Source organism: Streptomyces sp. NPDC002490 (assembly GCF_040296045.1).
Lineage (GTDB): Bacteria > Actinomycetota > Actinomycetes > Streptomycetales > Streptomycetaceae > Streptomyces.
Genome location: NZ_JBEOWM010000003.1, coordinates 193627 through 208708, shown reverse-complemented (window position 1 = coordinate 208708; position 15082 = coordinate 193627). Strand labels below are relative to the sequence as shown.

Sequence of the window (15082 nt, the reverse complement as noted above, 5' to 3'; positions counted from 1 at the left end):
ACGGCGGCGCCCGCGGGCGCCCACCACACACGGGCCCCGCCCGAGCGAGGACCGGGCGGGGCCGCGGTGACGGGGCGTTGGTCGTGGCTGAGGTCGCCGAGCGGATCAGTAGCCGGGGGGCACCGCGCTCCAGTACTGGGCGAAGGTCCCGTGGTAGATCTCGACGGAGACGCCGCCGCCGAACTCCCCGCTCCCGGTGAGGTACAGGGCGTGGTGGGGGGCGAGCACCAGGGTGAACCGGCCCTCACCCCAGTACTCCGCCCTCCACTGCTGGTTCACGTTGGTGGGGTCGCAGGTCTGGAGCGTGACGGAGCCCTGGGAGCCGCCGCCCGGTGCGGTGAGGCACGTGCCCGTCGCCTTGTTCTTCAGGAGCTGCTGGCCTTCGGCGCCGCTGAGGCCCCAGAGCTGACGGTCGCTGTTCGGCGCGCGGTCGACCATGACGAGCCGGCCGCCGCTGTCGACGTCCATGGTGCGCGTGTTGGAGTTCGGCGGGGTGACCTCGTAGCGGACCCAGGTCTCGTTCTGCTGGGACGGCGGTGACGTCTGCGGAGCGGCCGCCACGGCCAGGCCGGGGGCACCGCCCATCAGGGCGGCGATGACGGCCGCGGTCGCGATGCGCTGGGCAGGAGACATGGTTGACCTCTCATGTCTTGGGGATGTTCGAGAGGCGTGCGAGCCCGTCCGCGAACGGCGTCGGACGCCCCGCGGTCCGTGGAACACGCCTGGGGCCGCCCGAGAGGGCGGATCGTTCACCGCCCTGGCTGCTGCGCCTCGAAGACCCGATGGGCACGCAGATGAATCGTGCTCACCCGACCAGGCTAGCCATATGTCCGGCCACCCGCAGCTCAGCGGGAACCTGCTGGTCACAGCCGTGCACGCGGCCCGCCGGGGCCGGCCGCCGCGCGACCGTCACCCCACGGTCCGGACGAACCAGTGCTGGTCGAGCACGTCCACGTAGGGCTGGAGGACGACTCCGCTGCCGAGCTGCTCGCCCCCGGTGAGGGCGAGATCGAGGTTGTTCGAGGGGGCGATCTGGGCCTGGCCGGGCTTCACGTAGTGCAGTCCCACTTCTGGTGCACGTCGTTCTTGTCGCAGGCCCGGACGGTGACGGAGCCCTGGGCGCCGCTGGGCGCGGTGAGGCAGGTGCCCGTCGCCCGGTTCTTGACGAAGAGCTTCCCGCCGGTGCCGCTCAGGCTCCACTGCTGGCGTTCGCCCTTGGCATCCGGAACACCCACGACAACCGTGCCACTGCCGTTGACGTCCAGCTGCCTGGCCGGTGCGGCGGACTCCGGATAGATCCGGAACTGGTACCAGGTCTCGTTCCGCTGGGACGGCGGCGGTGCCTCCGGGCTGGCCGCCACGGCCAGCCCGGAGGCACCGCCCAACAGCGCGGCCATGACGGCCGCGGTCGCGATGCGCTGGGCAGGAGACATGGTCGACCTCCCATGTCGTGGGGGATGTCCGGGAGAAGCGTGCGGGCTCCTCCCCGAACGGCGTCGGAAGCGGAGCGAGCGTGGCACCGCGCCGATGGCCGCCCGAGGCGGCCGGTCCGACCACGGTCCCGGTTGCTGCTGCCGGGCCGCCAAGGCCCGGTGGGCACGGTGGGCGGGGGCGAGGTGGTGCTGCGTACCCGCTCGACCAGGCTAGCCAGCGGCCCGGCCGGTCGCAGCCCAGCGGGGACCGGCCGGCTGCGGGTGCGGGTGCGGTGGGAGGACGCGGACGAGGAACGAGGAGCGCCACGTGAACGGCATACTCGACATCGGGACGATGTTCCATGGCCGGTTGGAGGGAACCGACTGACGAACAACGCGGACAGCCTCCACGCTTCCACGTTCAGGGACTTGAGGATGAGATGGGATGGTTGAACCTTTTGCCGGACTTTCAAGTTCTCATGAAAAACCGGGTGTTGGCCGACTAACGTCGCAGGTCGGGAAGGGTGTTCCCCGCGCACGCGGGGGTGGTCCCTTCCCGCAGCGACATGCGCGGGCGGCCGGCGGGTGTTCCCCGCGCACGCGGGGGTGGTCCCATGCAGCCGATGGCCACCACGGAGACGGCGGAGTGTTCCCCGCGCACGCGGGGGTGGTCCCGGCGGCGCGGCCGGCGTCGGCTGGACGCTCGGGGTGTTCCCCGCGCACGCGGGGGTGGTCCCAGGGACCTGAAGCCGCTGATCCCCTTCGGGCAGTGTTCCCCGCGCACGCGGGGGTGGTCCTCCGCGCGACGAACACCGTCTCCGCCCCCTCCCGTGTTCCCCGCGCCCGCGGGGGTGGTCCCGTGTTGTCCTCCTGCCGCCGCCACGCCCGTTGGTGTTCCTCGCGCACGCGGCGGTGGTCCGGTGTCATTTCTGGCCAGATAACCCGCGGGCCTGTGGTCCCCGCGCACGCGGGGGTGGTCCGGCCCGGGCGAAGAAGAAGGCAGCCGCCTCCGGATGTTCCCCGCACACGCGGGAGTGGTCCCGCCCTGGCGGACATCGAGATCGCCGAGGCCCGGTGTTCCCCGCGCACCCGGAGGTGGTCCCGACGAGTTCGGCGAGATGCTGGCCGACGCCGGGTGTTCCCCTCGTACGCGGGGGTGGTCCCGTGGTGCGGCCCGGGCGTCACCGCCGATGTCGGTGTGCCCCGCGCACGCGGGGCATAAAGTAGCCCCCACCGCGCCTGGCCCGGGGCGGAGGGGGCTCGCTCACGGTTAGGTTCCTCGCGAGTCACGCCGACACTCAGACGGTGCCGAAGTCGCCACCCTTCACGCCGGAGACGAAGGACGAGAACGCCGTAGTCGGGAAGCTCAGCACGGGACCAGTCAGGTCCTTCGAGTCCCGGACAGGGACTGTCCCCGTAACGACCGCGTCGGGAGCCCACTCGACGCAGGACCCACCGTTGGCGGTGCTGTAGGACGACTTGATCCACCGCAGCGGGGAAGAGTCAGTCTTGGCCATCACGAAATTTCCTTTCGTAGCTGTGCGATCACGGCGACGGACTCCGCCTGAGATGCGGCACCAATCTGGAGCTGATGGTAGTCCCTCATCAGGGGCAGTACGGAGGTTAGTTCCCTGTCTAGTTGCCCCTGAGTCTCCGACTCCACGTACGACATGACGGACCGGTCAGCCATCGTCAGAAGGTGCACCAGTCGGCTAAACGGACGGTGCTCCCCCATGGAGTACGGCGCGATCTGAAGGCCAGAGTTGGGCATCTCTGCGAACTCAAGCAGCCGCACCAGCTGCGCATCCATCACACCCGGGCCGCCGATGGGCCTACGGATGCAGCTTTCGTCCAACACCACGGAGATCAATGGTGGTGTCGCCCGGAAGAGCGCCGCCTGCCGCTCTATCAGGAAATCAACCCGCTCAGAAGCTTGTTCGGGCGTGATGACGCCCCTCTGAACTGCACTGTTGGCGAATGCGCGCGCGTAGTCGCGTGTCTGGAGCGGACCGGGGATGGCGCCCGTCTCGAAGATCCGCACCTCTGCCGCGCGCCCCTCGTAGGTCGCGTACTCGGGGTACCCCTCCAGCAGACTTCCGTGCTGCATCTCGCGCCACTGGCGCTCGAAGGTGACGTCCGTTCCGGTCAGGCCGAACGCCTTGTCAGCTGCTTTCGCGAAGCGCAACGAAGGTGTTTTCCGGGTAGTTTCAACCCCTGAAATATGCCCCCCGGAAATGCCCATGTGTGTGGACAGCTCCGCCTGCGTCCACCCACGCGCCTCGCGTGAGCTGCGTAGACGCGCTCCGAACGCTGCTTGAGGCGATGCCTCCGGGTTCAGGTCCTTGCGGTTCATCCTTCACCACCCCTGGTTGATCTTTCTCGTCAGCCACGTTGATTGAGTCAGGACCGTGGGCCAATCTGAGCCTCCCAGTAGCAGTGTCGCTACGGAGAGGAGTGACCCCATGTGGGGAGAGAACGTAGCGGAACATCACCAACTCCGCGTCGGAGACCTCGCATACGACACCGTCAAGGGTGTACTCGGCGTGGTCATGGACACGAGTACGGAGGCGGGGCTGATCTACCTCCGCCCCCAGGGCGGCGGGGTCGAGTGGACCGTGCAGCGCGATCACGTCCGACTCGCCACTGCCACGGATCAGTTGAGGCCGACCCTGGCCGCGGTGAACGCGCAGAGCCTGCGCCGGGCGTCATGGGGGTGAACCGACGCTTCCGCCACGTCGAGTGGACCCTGAAGGCCCTGACGTTCCGCGAGGTGCAAGCGCACGTCCAGTGCGTCTCGGGGGTTCCGCAGTGCGGGGCGGTGCCGCCGCGGAGGCCCGAGCACCTGTCCCCGGACGGCGTCCTCACCTGGGCCGAGGAGCACTTCCGTGCGACGGGCCACCGGCGTTACGACCGGGTGGTGTTCGACACCGTGCAGTGGGACCCGCCCCAGGGCGTCGACCCGCGCGGCCTCCCCGGGGTGACGACGTGAGGCGGGCGCGGGCCCACGCCCGCCGCGTGCGCACCTACGCCCCCACGCCGGCGGCCGGCCCGGTACCCCTGCACCTTCCCGAGCCGCCCGAGGTCGAACGTCTGTACTTGGCCCGGGTGTTCGCCGAAGGACAAGTCGCCGGCACCGGCCTCCCCGCACGGTTCGTCCTCGGCACGTTCGCCAGCCCGTCCCCGCGCCGGGTGCTGCGGTGGCTGCGACGGCAGGCGTTGCGGATCGCGGACGGACTCGACCCCGACCCGTCCGCCTTCCCCTCCGCCTCCCCCGCGGCCCTCCGGCGGGACCCGGCCGGACGACGTTTCGGGGACGTGCCCACCGCCCTACGGGTCTGGGCACGCGACGACGGCCCCTGGTCCGCCGCACACCACCGGCTCGCCGCCGGCGAGCCCTTCCACCTCGTCGAGGTCGACCACACCGGCCGGTACGCGCTCACCGCCTGGTCCGTCGACGTACCCACCCCCGTCGTCCCCTCTCGGCAACCCTCACCCCTTGGCAGGACGCATGACGTACCGATCCGCTCGGCTTGACGAACTACGCAGCGCACTTGACGTGTTGGGCGAGTGGCCGGGTGTAGGTCACTGGGAGGACGTGCGGCTCGTCGCCGGTCGCGTCGCCCCGCTGGTGTGGGAGGAGTTGCGGGAGAGGGAGGTGTGGCACCGGATGGAGGCGGCCGACCGCGCCGCCGTGTACTGGGCCCTGCACACCGGCCACCGCATCAGCCTCGGTTGGGACCCTGCCATCAGCAACTGGAAGCCCTTCGTCACCGAACTCCGCCGTGAGTGCGCCCACTTCGCCGCCCAGTGCGAGTCCAGGAACGGCCACCGCTGGCCGGAGGCGGAAGGCCGTGCCGACGAACACACCGAGGCCGTGCAGGCCCTCCTGTGGTACCGCTCCTTCCACCCCGCCTGGCGTCCCGAGGTGTTCCGCACCCTGAACCACGCCCACCTCACCGAACGCGACCCCGAGAACCATCCGCCCACCGCCTGGGACGCCCTCCACCACGTCCAACAACGCACCCTGGAAGGCGGCGACAAACCGCGTGCCGCCACGGGCCACCGGGCCACGGGGGACGGCATCGACGTGGCCGAACTCTTCGACGCGCTCCCGGAAGGCTGGCAGATCGAGGCCATCCGCCGCATGTCCACCGGCTACACCCCCGGCCACGCCGTCACCACGGCGGCGGAAGCCATCAACGCACTCCCCCGCTTCGGCGTCCCGCTCCGCCCCGTACCCCCGCCCTGAACGCCGGGCCGACGCCCACCGTCGGGACGTCACCGGGTCGCACGCAGACGGGTGTTCCGTCCGCCGTGTACCGATGCTCTTCAGCCGAGTTGAACGGGCAGCCAACGCAGTGGAGTTGGAAGACGTCAAACACTCCGACGGGGCGGTGTGCCCGGGACGGACGGATGCCGCACGCGAGGTGGTGTGCGGTCGTCGGTCCCGAAGGGCTCGGGCACGGCGGGTACCCAGCCCTCCGCCCTGCCGCACACCCCCGGCCCGATCGCCGTCCACCCTTCGGAGAAGGAGCGGCGGCGGACGGGACGGGGTGCGGGTCCCGCCGCGGAGTCGCGAGGAGCGTTCCGCGACGGATGAGGGGCCGGCCGGCCTGGTGCACGGGCGGGTCGGCCCCGCCGCGCCCGGGCCCCTCACGGGGTCGGGGCGCGCGGTGACTACGCGCCGCCCCGGGAACCCGGGGCCGGCCCGCCCACCACGAAGGAGCCCTTGCCCCACTCGGTGTAGACGAGCCCGCGTTCGCGGAGTTCCCGCACGGCTCGGCGGGCGGTCATCTTGGCCACCCCGTACATCACGGCCAGCTCGGCCTCCGAGGGAATCGCAGCGCCGGGCCCGTAGACGCCGGCGGCGATGTCCGCCGCGAGCGCGTCTCTGACTCGCATGTACGGAGCGCGCGGGGTGTGCGGACTGATCTGGGGCTCAGACATGGACGAAGCGTAGACAACCAGTTGACGAGCAAGCGACTTGGAGGAGGCGTAACTGTTGGCCCCACACGCCGGTTAGAGCGGTAGTTCAACTCACCTGCATCACAGAGAAACGCCCCGACAGACCGCGGCAACGGTCCATCGGGGCTCACCGAACCAGCTTGACTAGGAGCTGATCGACGTATGTCCGATCGTATCGCCCATGCACTCGTTTGGGTGCTCGCCCACCTGCCGTTGACCCGCCGGACCCGGCCCGGCCGCCACACCGCGGAGCACTTCACCGCCCCGCCCGCCACCGCCCCCGAGCCCGCTCCGTCCAGCAGTGCTTGGCAGCGCCCCTGGCCCGGCCCGAGTTCCGCGGAGGCCCGCGCGATCTTCCACGCGGAGGAGGCCCGGCACCTGAGCCCCGAACGCCGCGAGCGCTACTACGCCACCGCCTGGGCCGAGCGGGGCTACGACTACCCGTACACCGCCCCCGGAGTCCACCAGGTCCGGACGGGCGCCGCCGCATGACCCGCGAGGCCCTCACCACCGCCCCGCCCACCGAATCGGGCACCCACTGCTGCCGCTGCGGCCGCTGGACCACCGCCCCCGTCGTGGTCGGCTACGGCAGCGGCAGCACCTCCGGCCCCGAGTTCATCACCCACCACGTCTGCCCCCAACACGTCACCGTCCCGGGGCCCTGCACCGCCGACCACGGTGCCGCTAAGTAGGCGGTTTGGTTGCGCAGTTGGCTGCCGAGTTGCTGTACCCCGCGAAGGACGCGCGGGGTGCAGGGCGCTGGGCGCAGGGCTGCCTGGCTCTCGGTGGGGGGAGGGATACTTGTTGCCGTTGCCCGGTCCCGTTCCTCCGCCTCGGGGTGGGGGGCTGGTCGGGAACGGTACGGGTACCTGCACGGTTGGCGTTGGGGGATTGGTATGCGGTTGGCAATTTTGGGGCTTTTGCCGGGCTTTCAAGTTCTGCATGAAAACCGGGTGTTGGTCGGCTAACGTCGCAGGTCGGGAAGGGTGGTCCCCGCGCACGCGGGGGTGGTCCCCGCGTGGGTAGTGGCCTTCGCTCCCAAGGACGGTGGTCCCCGCGCACGCGGGGGTGGTCCCTTCGCGGAGTGGATCTGGGACAACTGGGAGATGTGGTCCCCGCGCACGCGGGGGTGGTCCCGCACACCTACGTCAAGACGGGCACGCTCACCAGTGGTCCCCGCGCACGCGGGGGTGGTCCCGTCGCCCGGGCCGCGGTGTCGCCCCGGAGCAAGTGGTCCCCGCGCACGCGGGGGTGGTCCTTCTGGTCGGGATGATGACCGTCAGTGGGACTCCGTGGTCCCCGCGCACGCGGGGGTGGTCCCGGTGAACTCCTCGAACGGTTCGGCCTCGATGAGTGGTCCCCGCGCACGCGGGGGTGGTCCCGGCCTCCGCCGTAGCCCCATCAACTCGATTCCGTGGTCCCCGCGCACGCGGGGGTGGTCCCGCCCCGCGGGCGAGCTGCTCGATGCGCTCCCGGTGTTCCCCGCGCACGCGGGGTAGCAGCCCTCACCCCCGCACTCGCGGCTCCCGGTCCCGGCGGGCGATGGCCGTCGCCACCTGGTCGATGGCGGTCCGCAGCAGCGTGCCGTAGTCGTCCTGGGGGAGGTGTGGGGTGTGGTGGCGGGCGGCGTCGATGTGTTCGGTGGCGGCGGTGAAGGAGCCGAGGCGGCGGTAGTTGTCGGCGAGGTTGAGGTGGAGGGACGGGTAGAAGGCGGCGAGGTGGAGGCCGGCGTGGTGCTGGTCGAGGCGTTGGGCGGTGAGGGCGTCGGCAGCGTCCAGGGCTCGGACGTCCCAGGTCAGGGCCTGGGCTGGGTCCTCGTAGAGGTCGGCTAGGTGGTGGGCGAGGGTGCAGCGGTGCAGGGGGTCACCGGTGGGGCCGATGGCGGTCCAGAGGTCCAACAGGGCTCGGCGGGCGACGGCGGCCTCCCCGGTTCGCCCCTCGGCGACGGCCTGCCCGATGGCGTCCATCGTCGGATCGGAGGTAACGGCGGGCACGGAGGACTCGGGGTCGGTGGAAGCAGCAGGGGTGGTGGTCATCTGGGTGGGGTCCTCGTCGTTCATGTGGTGGGCCGGACGGGCATGGCCAGGGTGGTGAGGTCGCCGCGGTCGGCCGAGCGGAGGGTGACGGGCCGGTCGGGTCCGCGCAGGTCAAGCATCAGGTCCGGGCCGACCGCGGTGCTGACGGCCGGGTGCAGGGTGGTCAACTCGAAGGTGATCCGCAGGTCCCGGCCGGTTACGACGGCGGGAAGTGGGCCGGAGGGCCGGACCGGGGCCGAGCCGGGAGGAGAGGCGAGCGGCGAGGTCGGGGACGGATCGAGGGAAGGGACAGCGGCGGGGTCGTCCTCGTCCGCGTGGACGTGCACGCCGCGCCCGGGGGCGAAGTGCAGGGAGATCCTGCGTCCGGGGTTGGCCTCCAGGGCGCCGAGGAACAGGTTCTTGGGGACGGTGGCGCGGGTGGTGGGCTCGGGCAGTTCGGCGAGCATCCGCCGGTAGTCGGGGAACTCCTCGGGCAGCAGCCGACAGAGGTGTTCGTGCCCGTCCTCCCGGTCGGTGGGGCGCAGCCGGAGCCCGTGCGCGGTCACTTCGACCAGTACCGTCGCACTGCGGCGCAACTCCGGTACCGATGAACGGAGTTCGTCTCCGTCGATCGTGCCGGACCAAGGGGTGGGGGCGGGCCGGGCGGGGACCAGGGTGCGGGTGGCGAGGCGGTATCGGTCGGTCGCGGTGAGCGTGAACGCCTCCGGGGTGGCCTCGACGTGCAGGCCGCCGAGTACCGGCAGGCCGGGTTCGCGTGCGGTGGCGGTGAGGACCTGTTCGACCGCGGCGGCCAGGACCGGGCCGGCCAGGGCGGCGAGCGGTGGACCCGGTGCCTCGTCGGTCCGGGCCGCCTTGATCCGGGCGGCGGTGCGCCGGACGGCTTCCGCGTCCCCGAGGACCCTCGCGACGTGCGCGTCGATCAGTCGGACGGCCTCATCGGGTCCGGCGCCGAGGACCGCCTCGGCGTCGGCGAGCGGCATGGCGATCTCGCGGAGCCGGCGGAGTTCGACGGTCCGGGCCACCTGGTCGGGGTGGTAGTAGCGGTAGCCGGAGACCGGGTCGACCTCGGCAGGGGGCAGGAGCCCGCAGTCGGCGTAGAACCGCAGGGCGCTGGGGGTCACGCCGGTACGGCGGGCGAAGGGCCCGATGGGCATCAGCTCGGAGTTCGACACCTCGTCATCGTCGGGCTTCGACCAACCTGAAGGTCAAGACGGAGGTCCGCAGGAGGCTCACAGCATGCCGACCGCGCAGCCGCCCCACCCGCCGCCCATCACGTTCACCATGCCATGCGTCCCGGCACCGCCCCGCCAGCCGGGGTCGGGACGATGCACGACGCCTGCCCGGGTGCGCTGCTACTGCGGGTCGCCGCCGAAGGGTAGGGCGACGGCAAGCTGCGCCACGAGGGGGATACTTCTACTGAGGCCAGGACCACGGGGGGGTAAATGAACCTTTTGAACTCTTTGCCGGACTTTCAAGTTCTCAATGAAAACCGGGTGTTGGTCGACTAACGTCGCAGGTCGGGAAGGGGTGGTCCCCGCGCACGCGGGGGTGGTCCCGGTCCGCTGGCCGTGGTGGATGTCGAGGACGGGGTGGTCCCCGCGCACGCGGGGGTGGTCCCTCGTCCATGTTCAGGGTCACGGACTTGATGGCGTGGTCCCCGCGCACGCGGGGGTGGTCCCCCGGCGAGGTCGAGGAACTGGAGGGCGTCGCGGTGGTCCCCGCGCACGCGGGGGTGGTCCCTGGGTGCTGCTGCGCACCGGGTCTCGACCGTTGGTGGTCCCCGCGCACGCGGGGGTGGTCCCTCAGTACAAGGTGACTGAGACCGACCAAAACGGTGGTCCCCGCGCACCTGGCATGGCCCCGGGGCCGTCCTCGGGTACCGGGACCAGCTTTGGGGGTCCCGGCGTGCGCGTAGGCGGCGGCCCGGGACCCCGAACCCGGGCCGGTGCCGGGTCCCGGTGAAGGTGTCGGTACCGGCACAGGTACGCCACGGCGCCGACGGGGCTCCCGGACCAGCGGGCCTTCCGGGCCGCCGGGTTGGGGCTTCGCACCTCCCCCAACGGCCCGGCCCCGCGCGTCGCGCACGCCACAGCCAGCGCCCGGCCAACGGGGTGTTCGCAGAAGGGTCGGGGTCAGGACCTGTTGGCCTTGGAGGGGCCGAAGAATTCGAGTTCGGCGATGGCCAGCTGCTTGTCGGAGGCGGCCCCGTAGGCGGATTCGATGGTGAAGCGGACCTTGGTGACCACGCCGACGCGGAATGGGCGGGCCTGGGGGCTCGCGATCTTGTCCAGGGTGAGGTGGCGGGTCTTGGTCGAGCCGTCCTCCATCGTGATCGTCGCCTTGATGCGGTGCGGTACGGCCGATTTGTTGATCGTGTTGGCCCGTCCGGACTGACCCGAGGTGATCATCACGTCCAGCAGCCGGGTCGGCTCCGCGAAGGTGGCCTCGATCCACTCGCCCTTGCCGGACTGGGTGATGCCCGGCTCCCACCAGGTGTCGCTGACCTTGTCGATGAGCAGATCGGGCCGGTGGCCGGGGAAGAAGCGGGAGGCCGTGATGCCGTCGGGCGTGAGCGCGACCCGTTTGGCGAAGTGGTCGCGGGCGTACTGGAAGCCGTCGGGGACGTACACGAAGCCGAGCACGATCAGCGTGGCCACCACGGCGACGGTGATCCAGGTGCCGATGCGGTCGAAGACCCGGCGCAGACGCGGGCGGTCGCCCGCCCACGGGGTCTCCTGACGCCGTGGGCCGAAGAGCCGGCGCCACCACGGCGGGCGCACCGTGGGCTGGTCCTTGTCGCTCGCCGCCAGGGGCATGGCGCAGCGGGCGCAGTAGTGGCGGTCGGGGCGGTTGGGGGTGGAACACCAGGGGCAGGCAGGGCCGTTGGTGGCCTCGGACTGGTGGCCGGGGGCGCGGACCTGCGGGCGGGCGGCGTCGGGGCGGCCCGGCAGGACCGGGGCGCCGGCGGGGGGCGCCGTGGGCGCGGCGGGGTCGGAGACGGGGACCAGGAGGGAACGGGCCCGGTCCGACATGGTGTCCGTGAGTGCGTGGGGGTTGGGGGAAGGAGAGGCGGGCGGCGTTGCGGCTGGGGTGACTGGAGGTGCTGGAGCGGTTGGAGTGGTTGGAGGTGCTGTTGCGATCTGGGGGTGCGGGGCTCCGGGGTTCGGTCCGGCCGGGGTTGACGGTCCCGCGGTGGAGGCCGGGGGCGCGGGTGTGGCAGCAGCCGCACCCGCCGTGCCCACCGCGCCCGCCGCAGCAGCCGCACCAGCCGCGCCCACCGCACCAGCCGCAGCAGCCGGTTCGGGCACGGGGGACGACGGGTGGCGGGGCTGGGGGCGGTCGGTCTCGGCTCCGAGGGTGCCGTCCGGGGCGGCGGGAACGGCGGCGGGAACGGTGGCGGCGGGAGCGGTGCCGTCCGGGACGGAGGTAGCGGCGGAGGTAGTGGGGACGAAGGGAGCGGCGGCGGGGGCAGCAGGGTTGGCGTCCGCCCCGTTGGGGCTGCCCGGGGTGCGGGTCGGCGGGGCGCCCTCGGTGTTGAAGGCGGGGGGCACGATGCGGTGGGCGCGGGTCTGGTCCCAGCTGAGCACGGCGCCGCACGCGTCACAGAAGGACTGGCCCGGTTCCGCGGGGGTCCCGCACTCGGGGCAGTTCTGCGTGGTCATTTCTCCGGGTTCCTTTCCGAGGCGGTCACTTCGACCGTGTAGGGCATGTGGGCGGGGCGGGCCGCGGCGACCAGGGCGTCCAGCCGGTGGGCGTCGGAGGGTTTCGGGTCGGGCAGCCGTACGGCGACGTGCAGGAACGGGCGGGGCCGGCCCGGGAAGGGGCCGAGCGGGCGGGCGTTCCAGTCGGCGCCGCCGCTCTCGGTGATCTCCGGCTGCACGCCGAACGCCAGCCGGACGGCCTCCGCGAGCCCCTGCCGGGTGCCGCGGACCCGGTGCAGCCGGGCGGCGGCGGCGACCGCGGCGCGCAGCCGGGCCTCGGGCTCGGTGCCGTCGGTCTCCGCGCCGACCCAGGTGCCCAGCCAGCGGGCGAAGTCGGCCGGGGTGAGGGCCGGGTCGAAGTAGCTGTCGAGGCAGTCCAGGACGTTGAGGACGGGGGCGAGGACGTCGTCGAGGCCGCCGACGAAGCGCAACGCGAGGTCGTCGTCGGCGTAGACGGCCGGGAGCAGCGAGCCGATCGGCAGGGAGGAGCCCAGCCCGTCGACGGAGCCCCGGCGGGAGGTCGGAGCCGTGGTCACGCGGCGCCCCCGATCACGCGGACCCGGTGGTCGTAGGAGAAGACCAGGGCGGGCGCGTCCAGGTCGATGCGGTCGGTGGGGTCGCCGCGCTTGCCGGTGAGCGGGTCGGCGGGGTACAGCATGACCTTGTCGACGAGTTCCACGCCCGGCACGCGCTGGAGCACGGCGAACAGCTCGCCGGTCTGCACCGGGCGCCCGAACGGCCAGCCGGTGCGGTCGGCGCCGCCGGTGAGCGGGTCGAGGTGGCGGTAGAGCGCGTCGTGCGCCCGGCGGCGGACCCGGTCGGCGTCCACCTCGCGGAAGGCGTGGACGGTGGCGACGACGGTGACGCCCTGGTAGTAGGGCGGGCCGACGGCGAGCCGGGTGCCGATCAGACGGCGCTCGTCGAGGTGGCGGGTGATGCGGCCCAGGAGGGCGTCGCCGGGGACGAGTTGCTCGAAGCGGAGGCGTCCGCCGGGGTCGGCGACGGCCTGGGGGACGACCAGGACGCGGACGGCGTGGGCGCCGTACTCGTTCTCCTCGCCCTTCAGGCAGGTGATGCGGGCGGTCTCCGGGGCGGCGCGGCGGGCGAGTTCCTCGTAGTCGCGCAGGGTGACGGCGCGGTCCTGGGCGCGCAGGGTGATCGGCGCCCGCAGCTTGGCCTCCTCGACGGTCTCGCCGTCGACGCCGCCGCGGGCGGCCTCGCGGTTGACGACCTCGGAGACGTACGGGATGGAGGTGCGCAGCACCTGGAGGGCGCCGCGGGCGACGTTGCCGGACCTGCCGCCGCCGGTGCGGTAGCGGCGGGCGCGGATGACGGCGCCCTTGCGCGGGACGGCGCCGTACTGGCGCAGGGTGCCTTCGGCCTCGCGGACGGCGGGGCCGAAGGCGATCTCGCCGGTGGCGGCGTCGAGGGTGACGTGCGGGTCGCCCGGGCGGGTCCCGGCGAAGTGCGGGACGACCTGCCAGTCCTGCCAGCCGTCGTCGGCGGCGGCGGTCTGGAGCAGGACCGGCGGGTCGCCGGCGACGACGGGGGCGTGTTCCAGCCGGATCCGCTGGCCCGGGAGACCGGTGGACTCGCCGAGGGCCTCGTCGTGCACGGTCTCGGCGTGCACCGTGCCGGTGGTGCCGCCGATGGTGTACGCCTCGGCGGACCGGATCGTCGGCGAGGTGGTGTAGAAGGGCTGGCCGGGCAGGGGCGCGGTGACGCGGCAGCGGAGCCAGCCCGCCTCGTGGCCGCCGTTGCGGGAGAGCACGTGGCCGCCGGGGACGTGCAGGACGACGTCGCCGGGGCGGTTGAGGCCGCCGGTGCCGTCCCGGTCCACCTCGCAGGGCTGCCAGCCGTCCTCGGTCCACGCCTCCCAGACCAGCGGCGGTTGGCGGGGGTCGACGCCGACGCCGTCGACGCGGCTGTCGAGTTCGAGGGCGAGCGCGCAGTGCGGGACGGCGGCGGTCAGGCCGACGAGCATGCAGTCACCGGGTGCCGGGGCCTCGGCGAAGCACATCACGTCCTTCCGTTCGGCGAGGTCCGTGGTCCGGTCGTGGACGGCCTGCCCGTGGTGCTGCACCACCAGACGGCCCAGGGCGCACGGCACCACGGTGAGGTCGTCGACGGTGGCGAAGACGACCGCCTCGTCCCGCTCGGTGCGCAGCGTGGCGACCTCGGTGCCGGACGGGACCAGGACGGAGTCCTCCTGCGGCGCGGAGAGCCAGAAGGTGACCTCGGTGCGGGCCGCGGACGGCGGGAAGAGGGTGATGCCGACCAGGTCGAGGAAGGCGAGGTGGTTCTTCTCCGGGACCCGGTTGAGGCGGTACACGATCTGGTCGGCCATGTGGGCCAGCGTCTCGACGAGGGTGATGCCCGGGTCGGAGACGTTGTGGTCGGTCCACTCCGGGGCGCGCTGCTGGATGTAGCGCTTGGCGTCGTCGACGAACTGCTGGAAGCGGCGGTCGTCGAGGTTGGGGGAGGGCAGGGACATCAGCGATCGCTTTCGGGAGGGCCCGCCGGGCCCGCGGGGCCGGCCGGACCGTCGGGCAGGTCCGGCTCGTCGTGGGAGGGGATGACGTAGAAGGGGAAGACGAGGCTGCGCGGGTTGTTGGTGCCGCGGATGGCGTAGCGCACGTCGATGTGGAGGACGCTCTGGTCGGGACCGGCGGAGACGTCGACCTCGTGCACCTCGATGCGCGGCTCCCAGCGGTCCAGGCTGGTGTACACCTCGTGTTGGATGCGGCCCGCGGTCTGCTCGTTGACCGGGGCGAAGACCAGGTCGTGGATGGCGCAGCCGAACTCGGGGCGCATCGGGCGCTCGCCGGGCGCGGTGGCCAGCACGAGCCGCATCGCCTCCTCGATCTCCTGGTCCCCGCTGACCAGGGCGATGCCGCCGGTGGGCCCGATGCGCAGCGGGAACGACCAGCCGGAGCCGACGAACTGTTCGGCCATCAGGGGGCCGCCT

The 15082-nt window shown here is 72.4% G+C and carries 18 protein-coding genes and 2 CRISPR repeat arrays; of the genes, 6 read left to right on the top strand and 12 right to left on the bottom strand.

Going from position 1 to position 15082, the window contains the following annotated elements:
* Positions 1-105 precede the first annotated feature (105 nt).
* The 5 genes from ABT092_RS03345 to ABT092_RS03325 all read right to left on the bottom strand — a co-directional run bounded on the left by ABT092_RS03345 (position 106) and on the right by ABT092_RS03325 (position 3765).
* Entirely contained in the window at positions 106-633 is a 528-nt protein-coding gene (locus ABT092_RS03345) for an RICIN domain-containing protein (protein WP_351239218.1), read from the bottom strand.
* 276 nt (positions 634-909) lie between these two features.
* The gene (locus ABT092_RS03340; protein ID WP_351239216.1) at positions 910-1068 is read right to left on the bottom strand and encodes a hypothetical protein; all 159 of its coding nucleotides are present in this window, start codon (positions 1066-1068) and stop codon (positions 910-912) included.
* Entirely contained in the window at positions 1050-1433 is a 384-nt protein-coding gene (locus tag ABT092_RS03335) for an RICIN domain-containing protein (RefSeq protein ID WP_351239214.1), read from the bottom strand. Before ABT092_RS03335 ends, ABT092_RS03340 begins: the two co-directional genes overlap by 19 nt.
* A 1277-nt stretch (positions 1434-2710) precedes the next feature.
* Positions 2711-2929: a DUF397 domain-containing protein gene (locus ABT092_RS03330; RefSeq protein ID WP_351239212.1), complete on the bottom strand. Its 219-nt coding sequence runs from the start codon at positions 2927-2929 to the stop codon at positions 2711-2713.
* A complete protein-coding gene (locus ABT092_RS03325) occupies positions 2929-3765 on the bottom strand; it encodes a helix-turn-helix domain-containing protein (RefSeq protein ID WP_351239210.1) in 837 nt (278 codons plus the stop codon). Before ABT092_RS03325 ends, ABT092_RS03330 begins: the two co-directional genes overlap by 1 nt.
* 196 nt (positions 3766-3961) lie before the next feature.
* On the opposite strand from ABT092_RS03325, the gene ABT092_RS03320 reads away from it, so the two are divergent.
* The 4 genes from ABT092_RS03320 to ABT092_RS03305 are packed head-to-tail and all read left to right on the top strand — an operon-like array spanning position 3962 to position 5661.
* Entirely contained in the window at positions 3962-4129 is a 168-nt protein-coding gene (locus ABT092_RS03320; protein WP_351239208.1) for a hypothetical protein, read from the top strand.
* Positions 4120-4401 (top strand): DUF7848 domain-containing protein, encoded by a 282-nt coding sequence (locus tag ABT092_RS03315; RefSeq protein WP_351239206.1) that lies wholly within the window; start codon positions 4120-4122, stop codon positions 4399-4401. Before ABT092_RS03320 ends, ABT092_RS03315 begins: the two co-directional genes overlap by 10 nt.
* Before the next feature lie 26 nt (positions 4402-4427).
* The gene (locus ABT092_RS03310) at positions 4428-4946 is read left to right on the top strand and encodes a hypothetical protein (protein ID WP_351239204.1); all 519 of its coding nucleotides are present in this window, start codon (positions 4428-4430) and stop codon (positions 4944-4946) included.
* On the top strand, positions 4921-5661 hold the full coding sequence (locus ABT092_RS03305) for a hypothetical protein (protein ID WP_351239202.1): 741 nt from the start codon (positions 4921-4923) through the stop codon (positions 5659-5661). The genes ABT092_RS03310 and ABT092_RS03305 overlap by 26 nt, the downstream gene beginning before the upstream one ends.
* Positions 5662-6089: 428 nt before the next feature.
* Here the strand turns inward: ABT092_RS03305 and ABT092_RS03300 are convergent, their stop codons facing one another.
* The gene (locus ABT092_RS03300; RefSeq protein WP_351239200.1) at positions 6090-6359 is read right to left on the bottom strand and encodes a GntR family transcriptional regulator; all 270 of its coding nucleotides are present in this window, start codon (positions 6357-6359) and stop codon (positions 6090-6092) included.
* A 180-nt stretch (positions 6360-6539) separates the two neighbouring features.
* Here ABT092_RS03300 and ABT092_RS03295 point away from each other — a divergent pair, with 180 nt between their 5' ends.
* Both ABT092_RS03295 and ABT092_RS03290 read left to right on the top strand, forming a co-directional pair.
* Complete coding sequence (locus ABT092_RS03295; RefSeq protein ID WP_351239198.1) at positions 6540-6869, top strand: hypothetical protein; 330 nt, start codon at positions 6540-6542, stop codon at positions 6867-6869.
* Entirely contained in the window at positions 6866-7069 is a 204-nt protein-coding gene (locus tag ABT092_RS03290; RefSeq protein WP_351239196.1) for a hypothetical protein, read from the top strand. Before ABT092_RS03295 ends, ABT092_RS03290 begins: the two co-directional genes overlap by 4 nt.
* Positions 7070-7363: 294 nt before the next feature.
* A CRISPR array of direct repeats spans positions 7364-7820; the repeat unit is 29 nt; unit sequence GTGGTCCCCGCGCACGCGGGGGTGGTCCC.
* Between the two features lie 62 nt (positions 7821-7882).
* Here ABT092_RS03290 and ABT092_RS03285 read toward each other — a convergent pair.
* From ABT092_RS03285 to ABT092_RS03260, 6 genes are all read right to left on the bottom strand, one after another.
* Complete coding sequence (locus ABT092_RS03285; protein WP_351239287.1) at positions 7883-8413, bottom strand: hypothetical protein; 531 nt, start codon at positions 8411-8413, stop codon at positions 7883-7885.
* A 20-nt stretch (positions 8414-8433) separates the two neighbouring features.
* The gene (locus ABT092_RS03280; RefSeq protein WP_351239194.1) at positions 8434-9585 is read right to left on the bottom strand and encodes a DNA polymerase III subunit beta family protein; all 1152 of its coding nucleotides are present in this window, start codon (positions 9583-9585) and stop codon (positions 8434-8436) included.
* Positions 9586-9940: 355 nt separating this feature from the next.
* Positions 9941-10215: a CRISPR direct-repeat array (repeat unit 29 nt; unit sequence GTGGTCCCCGCGCACGCGGGGGTGGTCCC).
* A gap of 330 nt (positions 10216-10545) precedes the next feature.
* A complete protein-coding gene (locus ABT092_RS30990; protein WP_502968375.1) occupies positions 10546-12075 on the bottom strand; it encodes a zinc ribbon domain-containing protein in 1530 nt (509 codons plus the stop codon).
* Complete coding sequence (locus ABT092_RS03270; RefSeq protein ID WP_351239190.1) at positions 12072-12650, bottom strand: phage tail protein; 579 nt, start codon at positions 12648-12650, stop codon at positions 12072-12074. Before ABT092_RS03270 ends, ABT092_RS30990 begins: the two co-directional genes overlap by 4 nt.
* Positions 12647-14608, bottom strand: a complete 1962-nt coding sequence (locus ABT092_RS03265; RefSeq protein WP_351239188.1) for a putative baseplate assembly protein — start codon at positions 14606-14608, stop codon at positions 12647-12649. Before ABT092_RS03265 ends, ABT092_RS03270 begins: the two co-directional genes overlap by 4 nt.
* Positions 14608-15069: a GPW/gp25 family protein gene (locus tag ABT092_RS03260; protein WP_351239186.1), complete on the bottom strand. Its 462-nt coding sequence runs from the start codon at positions 15067-15069 to the stop codon at positions 14608-14610. The genes ABT092_RS03265 and ABT092_RS03260 overlap by 1 nt, the downstream gene beginning before the upstream one ends.
* Positions 15070-15082: the final 13 nt, after the last annotated feature.